The 13,976-nt window shown below is 73.3% G+C and carries 13 protein-coding genes and 1 pseudogene; 10 read left to right on the top strand and 4 right to left on the bottom strand.

The annotated features are described in order from the left end of the window. The first annotated feature begins 55 nt into the window (after positions 1 to 55). From HHX30_RS24915 to thyX, 4 genes are all read left to right on the top strand, one after another. Complete coding sequence (locus HHX30_RS24915) at positions 56 to 1,270, top strand: amidohydrolase family protein (RefSeq protein ID WP_311922854.1); 1,215 nt, start codon at positions 56 to 58, stop codon at positions 1,268 to 1,270. Between the two features lie 81 nt (positions 1,271 to 1,351). After that, entirely contained in the window at positions 1,352 to 2,242 is an 891-nt protein-coding gene (locus HHX30_RS24910) for an ABC transporter ATP-binding protein (RefSeq protein WP_169984405.1), read from the top strand. Beyond that, on the top strand, positions 2,239 to 3,027 hold the full coding sequence (locus HHX30_RS24905) for an ABC transporter permease (protein WP_169984404.1): 789 nt from the start codon (positions 2,239 to 2,241) through the stop codon (positions 3,025 to 3,027). Before HHX30_RS24910 ends, HHX30_RS24905 begins: the two co-directional genes overlap by 4 nt. 143 nt (positions 3,028 to 3,170) lie before the next feature. Beyond that, entirely contained in the window at positions 3,171 to 3,953 is a 783-nt protein-coding gene (thyX, locus tag HHX30_RS24900; protein WP_169984403.1) for an FAD-dependent thymidylate synthase, read from the top strand. 48 nt (positions 3,954 to 4,001) lie between these two features. Here thyX and HHX30_RS24895 read toward each other — a convergent pair whose 3' ends face one another. Both HHX30_RS24895 and HHX30_RS24890 read right to left on the bottom strand, forming a co-directional pair. Then, entirely contained in the window at positions 4,002 to 5,075 is a 1,074-nt protein-coding gene (locus tag HHX30_RS24895) for an exo-alpha-sialidase (protein WP_169984402.1), read from the bottom strand. Between the two features lie 80 nt (positions 5,076 to 5,155). After that, on the bottom strand, positions 5,156 to 6,265 hold the full coding sequence (locus tag HHX30_RS24890) for a globin domain-containing protein (protein ID WP_169984401.1): 1,110 nt from the start codon (positions 6,263 to 6,265) through the stop codon (positions 5,156 to 5,158). Positions 6,266 to 6,560: 295 nt separating this feature from the next. Here HHX30_RS24890 and HHX30_RS24885 point away from each other — a divergent pair, with 295 nt between their 5' ends. The 3 genes from HHX30_RS24885 to HHX30_RS24875 are packed head-to-tail and all read left to right on the top strand — an operon-like array spanning position 6,561 to position 9,034. Next, on the top strand, positions 6,561 to 7,256 hold the full coding sequence (locus HHX30_RS24885) for a gamma-glutamyl-gamma-aminobutyrate hydrolase family protein (RefSeq protein ID WP_169984400.1): 696 nt from the start codon (positions 6,561 to 6,563) through the stop codon (positions 7,254 to 7,256). A gap of 48 nt (positions 7,257 to 7,304) precedes the next feature. Continuing rightward, entirely contained in the window at positions 7,305 to 8,252 is a 948-nt protein-coding gene (locus HHX30_RS24880; RefSeq protein WP_169984399.1) for an alpha/beta hydrolase, read from the top strand. Continuing rightward, complete coding sequence (locus HHX30_RS24875) at positions 8,249 to 9,034, top strand: enoyl-CoA hydratase/isomerase family protein (protein ID WP_169984398.1); 786 nt, start codon at positions 8,249 to 8,251, stop codon at positions 9,032 to 9,034. Before HHX30_RS24880 ends, HHX30_RS24875 begins: the two co-directional genes overlap by 4 nt. Positions 9,035 to 9,053: 19 nt before the next feature. On the opposite strand, the gene HHX30_RS24870 is transcribed toward HHX30_RS24875, so the two are convergent. Together HHX30_RS24870 and HHX30_RS24865 are read right to left on the bottom strand one after the other, a co-directional pair. Then, complete coding sequence (locus HHX30_RS24870; protein ID WP_169984397.1) at positions 9,054 to 10,235, bottom strand: acyl-CoA dehydrogenase family protein; 1,182 nt, start codon at positions 10,233 to 10,235, stop codon at positions 9,054 to 9,056. Between the two features lie 38 nt (positions 10,236 to 10,273). Further along, positions 10,274 to 10,732, bottom strand: a pseudogene (locus HHX30_RS24865) (class I SAM-dependent methyltransferase); the annotation flags it as partial. 283 nt (positions 10,733 to 11,015) lie between these two features. Between HHX30_RS24865 and HHX30_RS24860 the strand changes: the two are divergent. Genes HHX30_RS24860 through HHX30_RS24850 form a run of 3 tightly spaced genes read left to right on the top strand, consistent with a single transcriptional unit; the run spans position 11,016 to position 13,973 of the window. Then, complete coding sequence (locus HHX30_RS24860) at positions 11,016 to 12,710, top strand: sensor histidine kinase (protein ID WP_169984395.1); 1,695 nt, start codon at positions 11,016 to 11,018, stop codon at positions 12,708 to 12,710. Then, positions 12,707 to 13,396, top strand: coding sequence for a response regulator transcription factor (locus tag HHX30_RS24855; RefSeq protein WP_169984394.1), 690 nt, complete (start codon positions 12,707 to 12,709; stop codon positions 13,394 to 13,396). Before HHX30_RS24860 ends, HHX30_RS24855 begins: the two co-directional genes overlap by 4 nt. Positions 13,397 to 13,406: 10 nt before the next feature. After that, entirely contained in the window at positions 13,407 to 13,973 is a 567-nt protein-coding gene (locus HHX30_RS24850) for a CDP-alcohol phosphatidyltransferase family protein (protein ID WP_169984393.1), read from the top strand. The last annotated feature ends 3 nt before the right edge of the window (positions 13,974 to 13,976 follow it).

The following is a 13,976-nucleotide window of genomic DNA, read 5'->3' as shown; positions in this document are numbered from 1 at the left end:
AAGAGCCGGTCGGGGGAGGCGCCGGCGCGGCGGGGGAGCCGTAGAGTCCACTGCCGTGCCGGAGCCGAGACCCGACGAACTGCTGCCCGTTCCCCTGCCCGACGCGGTGCGGGCGGCCCTGCTCGCGCCCATGGTGGACCAGCACTGTCACGGCGTGCGCCGCGACGACACCACCAGGTCGGGGTTCGAGCAGCTCATCGGCGCGGGCGGCACACCGGCGCCGCCGGGGACCACGCACTTCGACACCCCGGCAGGCGCGGCGATCCGCCGCTGGTGCGCGCCCGTCCTCGGCCTGGAGCCGCACGCCTCGGCCACCGTCTACCTGTCGCGCCGCGCCGAGCTCGGCGCGGCCGAGGTCAACCGGCGGCTGCTGCGCGGCGCCGGGGTGTCGGCCTTCCTGGTCGACGCGGGGCTCGACGTCCCCGGGGTGCTCTCGCCCGCCGAGATGGGCCGGCTCGGCGCGGCCGCCGCCGACGAGATCGTCCGGCTGGAGCAGGTCGAGCAGGACGTCGCCGAGGCCGGGCTGCCCGCCGCCGACTACGCCGGGATGCTGCGGGACGAGCTGGCGGCGCGCGCGGCCCGGGCCGCCGCGCTCAAGTCCGTCGCGGCGCACCGCTGCGGCCTCGGCTTCGACCCCTCCCGGCCCTCCCGCGGCAGCGTGATCGCGGCGGCCGGCCGCAGGCTCGCCGACCCCAAGGCCCGCCTGGACGACCCCGTCCTCGTACGGCACCTGCTCTGGGCGGCGGTCGACGTCGCCAGGGAGCGGAGCCTGCCGCTGCAGTTCCACTGCGGTCTGTCCTGCTGGGGTATGTCCGGCACGGGTATGTCCGGCACGGGCCCGGGCGACGCCGGGGTCGCCGGCCACCTGGCCGATCCCGCGCTGCTGACGGGGTTCGTGCGCGCCCTCGCCCCGCTCGGGGTGCCGGTCGTCCTGCTGCACTGCTACCCCTACCACCGGCAGGCGGCGTACCTGGCGGGCGTCTTCCCGCACGTGTACGTCGACGCGGGGCCCGCCGTCGCGCACACCGCTGCGGGCTCCGCCCGCGTCCTGCGCGAGCTGCTCGAACTCGTCCCGTTCCACAAGCAGATGTACGGCTCCGGCTGTCACGGCGCCGCCGAGCTGTGCTTCCTGGCCGCGCTCTGCCACCGCCGGGGCCTGGCCCGCGTGCTCGGCGACCGCATCGCCGAGGGCGAGTGGAGCCCGGCCGACGCGGCCCGGATCGCCCACATGATCGGCGCGGGCAACGCCCGCCGCGTTTACCGCCTCTGACGCTCTGGATCGGTCCAAGACGAAATGATCCTCCTTTATGAGGATGATTTGCTATCTACGGCTACGGAATAATCGCGCCCGATGGCTGCTATAGAGATAAAAAATTTGATTAAGTCGTTCGGGCCGGTGAAGGCCGTGGACGGCGTTTCGTTCAGCGTGGAGGCCGGATCCGTCACCGGATATCTCGGCCCCAACGGAGCCGGTAAGACGACGACGCTCCGCTCCCTGCTCGGCCTGGTGACGCCCGACTCGGGTGAGGCGCTGGTGAACGGTGAGCGCTACGGCACGCGCCCCCGTCCGGTGACCGAGGTCGGCGCCGTGCTCGAGGCCACGAGCTTCCACCCCGGCCGGACCGCCCGCAACCACCTGCGCGTCCTCTGCACGGCGGCCGGGCTGCCCGACGCCCGCGCCGACGAGGCGCTCGAACAGGTCGGCCTCGTGGACGCCGCGGACAAGCGCGTGGCCGGTTACTCGCTGGGCATGCGGCAGCGGCTCGCGCTCGCCTCGGCCCTGCTCGGCCGGCCCCGGGTGTACATCCTGGACGAGCCCGCCAACGGCCTCGACCCGGCGGGCATCGAGTGGCTGCGCGGGTTCCTGCGCCACCTCGCCCACGACGAGGGGGCGGCGGTGCTCGTCTCCAGCCACGTGCTGGCAGAGGTCGAGCAGACCGTCGACAACGTCGTGATCATCGCCAGGGGCCGCCTGGTCCGCCAGGGAAGCCTCGCCGAGCTCACCAGCAACGGAGGAGAGGTGATCCGGGTGCGCACCGCCCAGGTCGCCGACCTCGTCCCCGCGCTGGAGGCGGCGGGCGCCGCGATCGAACGCGTGGACGACGGCCTGCTGCGGGTGCGCGGGCTGGACGCGGAGACCGTCGGCCGGGTCGCCATGGACCGGCGGATCGTGCTCACCGAGGTGGCTCAGGAGCGGTCCGACCTGCAGAAGGTCTTCCTCGACCTCACGGAGGGGCGATGAGTCACATCCCCGGCCTCGTCAGGGCCGAGCTGCGCAAGCTGTTCACCACCCGGCTGTGGTGGATCATGCTGATCGTCACGTTGCTGCTCGTCGGGGTGAGCCTGGGCTTTCTCATGGCGTTCGCGGGGGTGAGCCAGAACGGCAGCGCGCTGCCCGCGCTGGACACCGCGCAGTGGACGGAGATCGCCTGGGCCGGCGGATCCAGCGCCGGGATCTTCGTGATGATCCTCGGTGTTGTCATGATGACCTCCGAGTACCGCTACCAGACGATCACCGGGACCTTCCTCGTCACCCCCCGGCGGGGCCTGGTGATCGTCGCCAAGCTGGTGGCCGGGCTGATCGTGGGGGCGCTGTTCGGCCTGGCCGTGCTGGTCTTCCAGGCGGTCACGGTGATCCCGGCCGTGACGCTCGCCGGAGGCGAGTTCTCGCTGTCGGCCTCGCGGGTCCCGCAGATCAGCGTCGGCATCCTCGCGACCCTGGCGTTGTACGCGCTGTTCGGCATCGGCCTGGGGGCGCTCGTCCGCAACCAGATCGCGGGCATCGTGGCCGCCGTGGTCTGGTCGTACGTGGTCGAGAGCATCTTCACGGCGATCCCGGCGCTGCACGGCGTGGGCAAGTGGCTGCCGGCCGGCGCGGCCCAGGCGCTGATGAGCATCGACGTGGACACCGGCCTGGGCCGGCCCGAGTGGCTGCCCGCCTGGGCGGGCGCCCTCGTCCTGGTCGCCTACGGCCTGCTGTTCGCCGCGGTGGCCACCGCCACCACGGTCCGCCGCGACATCACCTGACCTGTTCACAGCAGAGGGCGACCCCCGGACCCCCGGTTGGCCGGGTCATCTGACCCGGCTGATCGGGGGCCGGGTCGCGATCGTGGGCCCGAGCTGGTTTGCTTGGACGGTCACCAATCGGCACCACTTCACGGGGATTGTGCATGCGCAGCGTCGAGCCCGAGGTCTTCCTCGTCGCCAAACCGTCCGTCGACTACGACGAGCTGGCCCGCTACCTCCACGAGATCGGCGGGGAGAGCTGGCTGGAACGGCTGGAGCGCGGCGAGTTCGACGCCCAGAACCTCGCCGAGTTCGCCGGGCGGCTGTGCTACCGGTCGTTCGAGCCGGGGCTGAACCCGAACGTCACGAGGGTGCGCACCGACCAGGAGGCGTACCTGCGCAACATCCTCGCGTCCGCGCACGGCAGCGTGCTGGAGCACATCAGCTTCAGCTTCGTGCTGCACAACGTCTCACGGGTGTTCACCCACGAGCTGGTGCGGCACCGGCCCGGGGTGGCGATCTCGCAGGAGTCGCTGCGGTTCGTCCGGCTGAGCGACATCCCGTTCTGGTTCCCCGAGTGGGCGCGTGAGGACGCCGAGCTGATGAAGCGGGCGACCGAGATGCTCGACCGGATGGAGGAGTTCCAGAACTGGATGGCGGGCCACTTCGGGCTGGACGAGGACGGCGTGCCGTTCGCGGAGAAGAAGCACCGCACCTCGTTCATGCGCCGCTTCGCGCCCGAGGGCGTCGCGACGGGCCTGGTCTGGACGGCCAACGTGCGCACCCTGCGGCACACGATCGAGGCCCGTACGGCCGTCGGCGCCGAGGAGGAGATCCGCGTCGTCTTCGGCCGGATCGGGGAGATCATGCGGGAGGAGGCCCCGGCGCTGTTCGGCGACTACGTGGTCGAGGACGGCGCCTGGGTCCCCGGGTACCGCAAGGTCTGATCCGGCGCGGTCGCCCGGAGAGGGCGGCCGCGGGGCCGCGCCGGCGGGTCAGAGAACGGCGGCCCGCACGCACAGCACGTCCGGCAGGTGGCGGGCGATCAGCGACCAGCTCTCGCCCGCGTCGGCCGAGCCGTACACCTCGCCGTCCCGGGTGCCGAAGAACACGCCGGCGGGCCCGGCGCACATCGCGTCCCTGAGCACCGAGGCGTGCAGCGGGCCCTCGGGCAGCCCGGCGGAGAAGCCCTGCCAGGTGGCCCCGGCGTCGTCGCTGCGGAACACCTGGTACCGGTGGCCGAGCGGCGTCCGGTCGACGTCGCCGTGCAGCGGGAAGACGTACAGCCTGTCGGGGTCGTCCGGGTCCACGGCGATCGGGAACCCGAAGTCGGAGGGCAGGCCGGACCCGATCTCGGTCCAGGAGTCGCCGAAGTCGTCGGACCGGTAGACCCCGAAGTGGTGCTGCAGGTAGAGCCGCTCGGGCGCGGCGGGATGCTGCGCCACCTTGTGCACGCACTGCCCGAACTCGGGATACTGCGCGCCCTCCGGGAGGAACGGGGCGCGGATGTTCTTGTTGGACGGCCGCCAGGTGGCCCCCGCGTCGTCGCTGCGGAAGAACCCCACGGCGGAGGCGGCGACCCCGATACGCCGCGGGTCGCTGGGGTGGGGGATCACCGTATGGAGGCACAGGCCGCCGCCGCCGGGCTGCCACCGGGGCCGGGTGGGGTGGTCCCACAGGCCGTCGACCAGGGTGTAGGTCGCCCCGCGGTCCTCCGACCGGAACAGCGCGGCGGGCTCGGCGCCCGCCCACACGACGTCCGGCTCGGCCGGCGACGGCTGGAGCTGCCACACCCGGGCCAGCGCGGCCCCGGTGCGCTCGGGGAAGGCGACCGGCGGGGCCGGCGCCTCCTGCCACGTCTCGCCGAGGTCGTCGGACCACATCACCGACGGGCCGAAGTGGCCGTACTCGATCCCGGCGAGGAGACGGGGCGTGCTCCCGCGGGTGTCGATCGCGACCGAGTGGATCCCGATGGTGGAGAACCGCACCGGCTCGACCTCGAATCTCCCGTCTCCCGAGCGTGCGAGGAACAGTCCCTTTCGGGTGCCGATGGCGAGCAGTGCGGTCATTGGTCCTCCCATGTGGAGATTTCGAGCGCGTTTTCGATTCGATCCTGCCAGGAAGCCCTCCTGCCCGCTCGCGGTTCCGGTCAAGCGGTGCTCTGGACCGGGTCGCGGTGGATCCGCGACAGCGGCACCCCCGAGCACTGGAGGCGCCGTACGGTCTCGTTCACCATCGTGGGCGGGCCGCAGACGTACGTCTCGTGGTCGGCCCAGGAGTGGAACCTCTCGACCACGTCGGGGAGCCGGCCGCGCATCCCGTCGAAAGCGGGGTCGTCGGAGACCACCGGAATCACCCGCAGCCAGGGGAAGGCGGCCTCCATCCTCGCCAGGTCCGGCATGTCGTACAGGTCGCGCGCGTGGCGGGCGCCGAACAGCAGGTGGATGTTCGGGCGGTCGCCGGAGGCGATGACGTGCTCGACGACGGCCTTGATCGGCGCGAGGCCGGTCCCCCCGGCGACGCAGAGGATGTCCCGGTCGGACTCGGGCGGCGTCATCGTGCCCACGGGCGGGCCCAGCAGGAGCTGGTCGCCGACGCGGGTGTGGCGGACCAGCGCCGTGCTCACCCAGCCGCCCGGCACGGCGCGCACGTGCAGGCGCAGCGTGCCGTCGGCGCGGGGCGCGTTCGCGATGGAGAACCGCCGCCACACCCGCGGCCACCTGGCCGTCTGGACCGTGACGTACTGGCCCGGGACGAAGTCCATCGGCTGCGAGGGCCGCAGCGTGAGCACCGAGATGTCCCGGGTGCGCTGCTCGTGGTCGATCACCTCGGCCAGCCACCAGGGCGGGGTCGTCTCGGCGGTGGCGGCGTCGATCATGATCTTCGCCGCCATGGCGTACGCCTCGGTCCAGGCGGCCTCGATCTCGTCCGTCCAGATGTCGGCGGCGAAATGCCTGATGGTGGCGAGAAGGGCGCTGCCCACTGCGGTGTAGTGCTCGGGGGACACGCCGTACTTGCGATGGTCCCGCCCGAGCTGGGCGAGATAGGACGCCAGCCCCTCGGGGCTGTCGAGCATCCAGACGACCCTGGTGAGCGCGTTGAAGAGCCGGTCGCGCTGCACCTCCATGCCCGGCGGGAACATCCCCCGCATGTGCGGGCAGTGAGTGAACAGCCGTCCGTAGAAGTACCCCGCGGCCTTCCCGGCGACGGGTTCGACGACCGAGAAGCTCTCCTTGACGAGGCGCGGATTCAGCGACATCAGTTGTGTCCCACCCTAGGGACCGGAATCGTGCTCCGGTCTGTCGATCCACCTCCCTGACGGTTCCGGGTGACGAGCGCCGGCGGCCCCGGCTCGACCGATCGCTCAACCGGGAGTGTTCCACTCGCTCCGGGGCGCGACAACCGATTCCCCGCAAGGCAACCGACTGTGAACACTTCGTTATTTATCGTGACGCTCAGCCTGTGACTGGTGTGACTCATGTGAAAAAAGACGACTAGAGGAAAGATCTGCGCCATGATGGGCCTGCCTGCTCGCACACTCCAGGAGATGGCCCATGGCGCGTCCCATCGTCGGCATCACCACCTACCTCGAGGCCGCGCGCTGGGGCACGTGGGTCCGTGAGGCGGCGGTCTCGCCCCGGGCGTACGCGCGCGCGGTGGAGAAGGCGGGCGGCGCGCCGGTCCTGCTGCCGCCGCTGAGCCCGGTGTCCGCCGGTGACTACGTGCGCCGCCTGGACGCGGTCGTCCTCGCCGGGGGCGCCGAGGTCGACCCCGTGCTGTACGGCGAGGTCCCGGCCGACGAAGAGGACGACGGGCTCGGCGGGCCGCAGCCCCAGCGCGACCGGTTCGAGACGGCGCTGGCACAGGCGGCGGTGGAGGCGGACGTGCCGCTGCTGGCGATCTCACGGGGCATGCACGTGCTCAACGTCGCCCAGGGCGGCACGCTGATCACGTCGCTGCGGGAGGCCGTCGGCCACGACCGCCACGAGACCGCCGGGCACGTGGTCACGGTCAGCGTGTCGAGCAGGCTCGGCAAGGCCGTGGGCGACCGCGCGGAGGTGACCGGCGCGCACCGCAGGGCCGTCCGGCGGCTCGGCACCGGCCTGATCGCGGTGGCCTGGGCGGACGACCAGATCGTCGAGGCCGTCGAACTGCAGGGGCACCGGTTCGCGGTCGGCGTCCAGTGGCATCCGGAGCGCGGCTCGGACAACCGCCTCGTCGAGGCGCTGGTGGACGCGGCCCGCCCCTGACCCCCGCCGCGGCCGGGGTCGCCGGCGGGCGCTGTTACTGTGCGGGGCATGGCGTTGCATCCCCAGGCGGAGGCCTACCTCAAGCTGTTCCCCTCGGATCTCGGCGTCGAGCTCGCCTCCCTCACCCGCGAGCAGATCGCCCAGTTGCGGTCTCTGGACGGCATGGCCGAGCAGCGCGGGCCGAGTATCGGCCTGCCGGAGGTCAGGGACGAGACGGCGGCCGGGGTGCCGGTCCGGATCTACCGCCCGGAGCCGGACGGGCGTCCGCTGCCGGTGCTCGTGTACTTCCACGGCGGCGGCTGGGTCTTCGGCAGCGTCGAGCGCAACGACGCCCTCGCCCGCGACCTCGCCCACCGGACCGGAGCGGTCGTCGTCTCGGCGGACTACCGCCTCGCGCCCGAGCACCCGTTCCCCGCGGCCGCGGAGGACGCCTTCGCCGTGGTCCGCGACGTGCACGCCCGTCCCGCCCGCTACGGCGCGGACCCCCGCAGGGTGGCGGTCGTCGGCGACAGCGCCGGAGGCAACCTCGCGGCGGTGGCGGCCTGGCTGGCCAGGGACGCCGGGCTGCGCATCGTCCACCAGGCGCTGATCTACCCGGTCGTCGACGTCTCGTGCGACACGCCCAGCTATGTGACGTACGCGAAGGGGTTCGGGCTCGAGGCCGCGGAGATGCGGTGGTTCATCGAGCAGTACGCGGGCGGGGCAGACCCCCGCGACCCCCGTCTCGCGCCGCTCCACCTGCCGGACAAGTCGGGCCTGGCGCCCGCGACGGTGATCACGGCGGAGTGCGACCCGCTGTGCGACGAGGGCGCGGCCTACGCGCGGGCGCTCGCCGGGGCGGGCGTCCCCGTGGAGTACCGCTGCTTCGAGGGCGCCCTGCACGGCTTCCTCGGCCTGCCCGGGTTCTTCGACCAGGCGCTGGAGGGCCGCGACCTCCTCGCGGCCCGGCTCAGGGACGCGCTGCGCCTGCCCCCAGGACAGGGAGCCGCGTCGTGAGGGAGTACGAGAAGCTGCGCACCGAGTGGGCGGCCGACGGCGTCCTGCGGATCGTGATCAGCGAGCCGTCCCGGCGTAACGCCGTGGACCGCACCGGTCACCGTGAGCTGGCCGAGATCTGGCGCGACGTGGACCGCGACGACGGGGTCAGGGCGGTGATCGTGCGCGGGGAGGGCGAGGCGTTCTCGGCGGGCGGCGACCTGTCGATGATCGAGGAGATGATCCGCGACCACGCCACGCGCCTGGAGGTCTTCGCCGAGGCCCGCGACATCGTCTACAACGTGCTCAACTGCGCCAAGCCCGTCGTCTCGGCGATCCAGGGGCCTGCGGTGGGCGCGGGGCTGGCCGTCGCGCTGCTGGCCGACATCTCGGTCGCCGGGCGGACGGCCCGCATCATCGACGGCCACACCCGGCTCGGCGTCGCGGCGGGCGACCACGCGGCGATCGTCTGGCCGCTGCTGTGCGGCATGGCCAAGGCGAAGTACCACCTCCTTCTGTGCGAGCCGGTGACCGGGGAGCAGGCGGAGGCGATGGGCCTGGTGAGCCTGTGCGTCGACGACGACCAGGTCCACGACAGGGCGCTGGAGATCGCGACCCGGCTGGCCGCCGGCTCGGCCGAGGCGATCCGGCTGACCAAGTACGCGCTGAACAACTGGCTGCGCATGGCCGGGCCGTCGTTCGACGCCTCGCTCGCCATGGAGTTCCTCGGGTTCACCGGCCCGGACGCGGCCGAGGGCGTGCGGGCCCTGCGCGACAAGCGCCCGCCCCGCTTCCGGCCCTGATCCACTCGAGCGCGAGCGGTCAGAAGCTCCTCGGCAGGCCGAGCACCTGAGTGGCCAGATAGTTGAGCAGCAGTTCCTCCGTCACCGGCGCGACCCGGCCGATCCTCGCGTCGGCGAGCAGTCGCGCGACGGGATACTCCAGCGAGTACGCCATGCCGCCGTGGGTCTGGAACGCGGCGTCCGCGGCCTCCCACGCGGCCTGCGAGGCCGTCAGCTTGGCGATGTTGGCCTCGGTGCCGCAGGGCAGCCCGTTGTCGAACGACCAGGCGGCCTTGTACAGCATCAGCCTGGCCAGCTCGATCTTGGCCTTGACCTGCGCCAGCGGGAACGCGATGGCCTGGTTGGCCCCGATGGGGCGGCCGAAGACCTCCCGCTGCCTCGCGTAGTCCACGGCCACCCGCAGCGCGACCTCGGCGCCGCCGAGCGCACTGGCCGCCAGCAGGATCCGCTCCGGGTTCAGCACGTCCCAGAGCACGGCCACGCCCCGGTCCACCTCGCCGAGCACGCTGGAGGCGGGCAGCCGCAGGTCGTCGACGAAGACCATGTTGGACGGCGTGGTGTTCGCGCCCATCTTCGGGATCGGCCGGTAGGACAGCCGCCCCGCCGCCACGGCCTCCGGCACGTTCACGAGGAACACCGTCAGCCCGTCCGTGCGCGGTTTCGCCTGCGCCGCCGGGATCGTCCGGGTGACGAGCAGCATCCAGACAGCCCGCTGCACCCCGGTGATCCAGATCTTCTGGCCGTTGACGACGAAGTCGTCGCCGTCCCTGCGGGCGAAGGTCGAGATCGCCAGGGAGTTGGACCCGGCGTCGGGCTCGGTCAGCGCGAAGCAGGTCTCGATCTCGCCCGTGGCCAGCTTCGGCAGCAGCGCGGCCTTCTGCTCGGCCGTGCCGTGCCTGGCCAGTGTGAGCGCCCCGAACCCCGGCGTCAGCACGTACATGAACGCCGAACCGCCGGCGGAGCCGGAGGCCGACAGGGTCTCGGTGGCCACGGCCAGCTCCAGCAGGCCCTGTCCGCCCCCGCCGTACTCCTCGGGCACGGCGAGACCGAGCCAGCCGCCCTTGGCGAGATCGGCCCAGACCTCCTCCGGCCAGCGCTTGTCCGCCTCGCAGCGCTGCCAGTAGTCCAAGTCGTAGCGCGAGCAGATGTCCGCGATGCCCCGGCGCACCGCCTGCGCGCTCTCCGGCAGCGTGAAGTCCATGCCCGCCACTCTAGAACGCCATTCGGCGGGCTGCGAGATCATCGGCGGGGGCGGCGCGCGTGGTAGACGAAGGCGGGGGGCAGGTTCCGCCACACCGTGCGCCCGGCCACCACCTCCTCGAACGCCCGGCACAGCCCGCGGCGGAACCGCAGGGCCGCGGGCAGGGCGCGGGCGTGGACGTAGGAGAACGTCGTGAACGCGCCCCCCGGCCCGAGCGAGGCGACCACCGCGCGCAGCAGGTCCGCCTGGTGGGCGGGGGGAAACGCCGCCCAGGGCAGCCCGCTCACGATCACGTCGGCGGCGGCCACGCCCCGGCCGGCGAGCAACTCCGGCAGCCGCGCGGCGTCGTCGACCATGAGCTCGACCCCCGGATAGCGGGCCGCGAGACGGCCGGCCAGCCGCGAGTTGATCTCGACGGCCAGGTGCCGTCCCCGCCCGCCGAGACGGCGCTGGATCTCGGCGGTGAAGGGGCCGGTGCCCGGCCCCAGCTCGACCACGACGGGGTCGCCGCGCTCCGGCACCGGCACGCACACCGCCTCCGACAACCGCCGTGAGCTGGGCGCGACCGCCCCGGTCGCGGCGGGGGAGCGCAGGAACTGCCCGAAGAGGATCGCTGATTCGCTGGTCATGCCGCGACGCTAGGCCCGCGGTCGCGGCCCGGCCGCCCGCCGTCCGGGCCGACATGGCGACCGGTCGGCGGGGCGGCACCGGCCAGAAGGAGGAGAGGGGTCCTCCGGGCGGAGGACCGGTTTCCGCGCGGGCGGACGGTAGCGTTCCCTCATGCGGTGGCCCCCGACGCGCCCGATCCTCACCGGCAGGCCCTTCGCGTTCCCGCGCGGCGCGGTCCTCGACATCGGGCTGGCGGTGTGCGGGACCGGGCTCGACGTGCTCGTCAGCGCCGGCTCCTGGAGCGGATCCGCCCCGGTGTGGGTGGGCATGGGGTTCGCGCTGCTGGCCGGGCTGCCGATGGGCCTGCTGCGCCGACGGCCCGGGCCGGTGTCCGTCTACCTGTCCGTGCTGCTGGTGATCTGCGACCAGCTCGGCGCGTTCACCGTCAACACCCTGCAGGTCCTGCTGCCGATCTCGGTGGGCGTGCTGGCCCGGTCACGCGGCTGGCGCTGGACGGCGCCGGCGGCCGTGCTCGCCTCCGCCGCGACGGCGGTGAACCTCGCCGACCCCGGCGTCGCCCTCACGGGCAACACCTGGTTCTACTCCACCGGACTGATCGCGGCTCCCGTGCTGATCGGCCGCTACCTGCGTGGCCAGGAGGGACGCCGCAAGGAGGACCCCGCGCCGCTGCTCGACCTGCTGCTCGCGGGCGGCGGGGTCGCGCTGTCGGTGCTCACCACCTGGCCGTACTGGCACGGCGGCGCACCGCCCGTGTGGGCGGTCGCGCTCGGGGTGATGCTCGCCGGGCTCGCGCTGGGCGTCGTGCGGCACCTGCCCGGCGCGGTCCTGCTGCTGGAGAGCGCCGCGCTGCTCCTGGCCGACCATTACGTGCCGAGGACCGGCAGCAGCCTGCAACTGCTCGCCCTGGTGGCCCTCGGCGTCTTCGCGACCCGCGCCGCCTGGCCGTGGGTGGCCGCGGCGTACGCGCTGACCTGCTCGGTCGCCGCGGTCGTGGTCGTGGACGATCCCGCCGATGTCACCGCCTTCCGGGTGGTCGCGCTGATGACGATGGTGACCGCCCCCGTGGCGATCGGCCGCTACGTGGGCGTGCGGCAGGCCCAGGCCAGGCACGCCGCCGAGCTGGCCGCGGAGCGGGCCAGGGCGGGCCGGCTCGCCGAGCGGGAACGGATCGCCAGGGACGTCCACGACATCGTGGCCCACCACGTGGGGGCCATGGTGCTGCGGGCGAGCGCGGCGCAGTACGCCGGGGCGAGCGGGCCGGCCGCCGAGGCGCTGGCCGACATCAGGGACACCGGCCACCGCGTGCTGGAGGACCTGCGCGGCCTGCTGGCGGTGCTGCGCGACCCGGGCGAGTCCCTCGGCCCCGACCTCGGCCCGGATCCGGGTGCCGATCTCGCGCTCGCGGACATGCTCGCCGACCCGGACGACGTGCTGCGCGACGCCGTGGCCCGGATGTCGGCGGCCGGCCTGCTGGTGGACCTGCGCCTGTCGGCCGAGGCGGAGCGGGCCCCGCTGGTGGTGCGGGCGTCGGCGGCGAGGATCGTCCAGGAGGGACTGACGAACGTGCTCAAACACGCGGGGCCGGGAGCCCGCGCGGAGGTCAGCGTGGCGATGCGCCCGGACACGCTCACGGTGGAGGTCCGCAACGGCCCCGGGACCTCCCGTCCCCCGGAGGCGCTGCCGTCCCACGGCCAGGGCATCGCCGGCATGCGGGAGCGGGCCCGCGCCTTCGGCGGGCACGTCACCGCCGGCCCGGCCGGGGACGGCGGCTGGCGCCTGACCGCCTCGCTGCCCGTCCCGCGCGAAAGCCGGCCGGCCTGCCGCAAGGTGGGGAGGTTCGCGTGATCCGCGTCGTGGTCGCCGACGACCAGGCCCTGGTGCGTGCGGGCGTCCGGATGATGCTGGAGGCGGCCGGGGACATGGAGGTGTGCGGGGAGGCCGCCGACGGGGCCGAGGCCGTACGGCTCACCGAGCGGCACCGCCCCGACGTGGTGCTGATGGACCTGCGGATGCCGCGCGTCGACGGCCTGGAGGCCACCCGCAGGATCCTCGCGGCCCAGCCGTCCGCCCGGATCGTCGTGCTCACGACGTTCTCCGAGGACGAGAACCTCTACGCCGCCCTGGGCGCGGGCGCGCTCGGGTTCCTGGTCAAGGACGACCCGCCCGCCCGGATGGTCGAGTCCGTACGGCGGGCCGCGACGGGGGAGCCCCCGCTCGCGCCGTCCGTGCTGCGGCGCGTCGTCGAACGGGCCCTGGCCGCCGAGCGGCAGGCGGCGCCGCTCCCGCCCGGCGTCACCGAGCGCGAGGCGCAGGTGCTCACCCTGGTCGGGGTGGGCCTGTCCAACGCCGAGATCGCCGACCGGCTGCACGTGGGGGTGACGACGGTCAAGAGCCATGTCGCCGCGCTCATCGAGAAGCTGGGGCTGCGCAACCGCACCCAGGCGGCGGTGCTGGCGCACCGGTTCGGCTTGGTCGACACGGGCTTCAACCCCGTGGATCCTCCGGGAAGCGGCAGCAAGGGCGGCATGTAGGGTCTGGGGCGTGAACGCTGCCGAGGACCGGATCTGGACGGTGCCCAACCTGCTGAGTGCCCTGCGTCTGCTCGGCGTCCCCGTCTTCCTCTGGCTCGTGCTGGGTCCCCACGCCGACGGGTGGGCCATCGCGTTGCTGGCGCTCGCGGGCTTCAGCGACTGGCTCGACGGCAAGCTCGCCCGCGCCTGGAACCAGATCAGCAAACTCGGCCGGCTCATCGACCCGCTCGCCGACCGCCTCTACATCCTCGCCACCCTGGTCGGCCTGGTCCTGCGGGACGTGGTCCCCTGGTGGCTGGCGCTCGCGGTGCCGCTGCGCGACGTGCTGATGCTGTGGATTCCGCCCCTGCTGCGGCGGCACGGGTACGGCCCGGCCCTGCCCGTCCACTTCCTCGGCAAAGCGGGCACCGCCGCCCTGATGTACGCGTTCCCGCTGCTGTTCCTCGCCTCGCACGAGGGCTGGTACGCCGAGATTGCCGCGATCTTCGGATGGGCCTTCGCCATCTGGGGAACTGGTCTGTATTGGTGGGCGGGGGTGTTGTATGTCGTACAGGTGCGCCAGCTAACGAAGGGGTGACCC

Origin of the sequence: Microbispora sp. H10836 (assembly GCF_012999525.1) — a bacterium.
Lineage (GTDB): Bacteria > Actinomycetota > Actinomycetes > Streptosporangiales > Streptosporangiaceae > Microbispora.
This window is presented reverse-complemented; position numbering and strand designations above follow the sequence as displayed.

Coding starts and splice junctions, on each gene's coding strand:
- HHX30_RS24905 (WP_169984404.1), top strand. CDS start 2,239: ATGAGTCACATCCCCGGCCTCGTCAGGGCCGAGCTGCGCAAGCTGTTC.
- HHX30_RS24870 (WP_169984397.1), bottom strand. CDS start 10,235: ATGGACTTCACGCTGCCGGAGAGCGCGCAGGCGGTGCGCCGGGGCATC.
- HHX30_RS24890 (WP_169984401.1), bottom strand. CDS start 6,265: ATGTCGCTGAATCCGCGCCTCGTCAAGGAGAGCTTCTCGGTCGTCGAA.
- HHX30_RS24910 (WP_169984405.1), top strand. CDS start 1,352: ATGGCTGCTATAGAGATAAAAAATTTGATTAAGTCGTTCGGGCCGGTG.
- HHX30_RS24880 (WP_169984399.1), top strand. CDS start 7,305: ATGGCGTTGCATCCCCAGGCGGAGGCCTACCTCAAGCTGTTCCCCTCG.
- HHX30_RS24895 (WP_169984402.1), bottom strand. CDS start 5,075: ATGACCGCACTGCTCGCCATCGGCACCCGAAAGGGACTGTTCCTCGCA.
- thyX (WP_169984403.1), top strand. CDS start 3,171: ATGCGCAGCGTCGAGCCCGAGGTCTTCCTCGTCGCCAAACCGTCCGTC.
- HHX30_RS24860 (WP_169984395.1), top strand. CDS start 11,016: ATGCGGTGGCCCCCGACGCGCCCGATCCTCACCGGCAGGCCCTTCGCG.
- HHX30_RS24885 (WP_169984400.1), top strand. CDS start 6,561: ATGGCGCGTCCCATCGTCGGCATCACCACCTACCTCGAGGCCGCGCGC.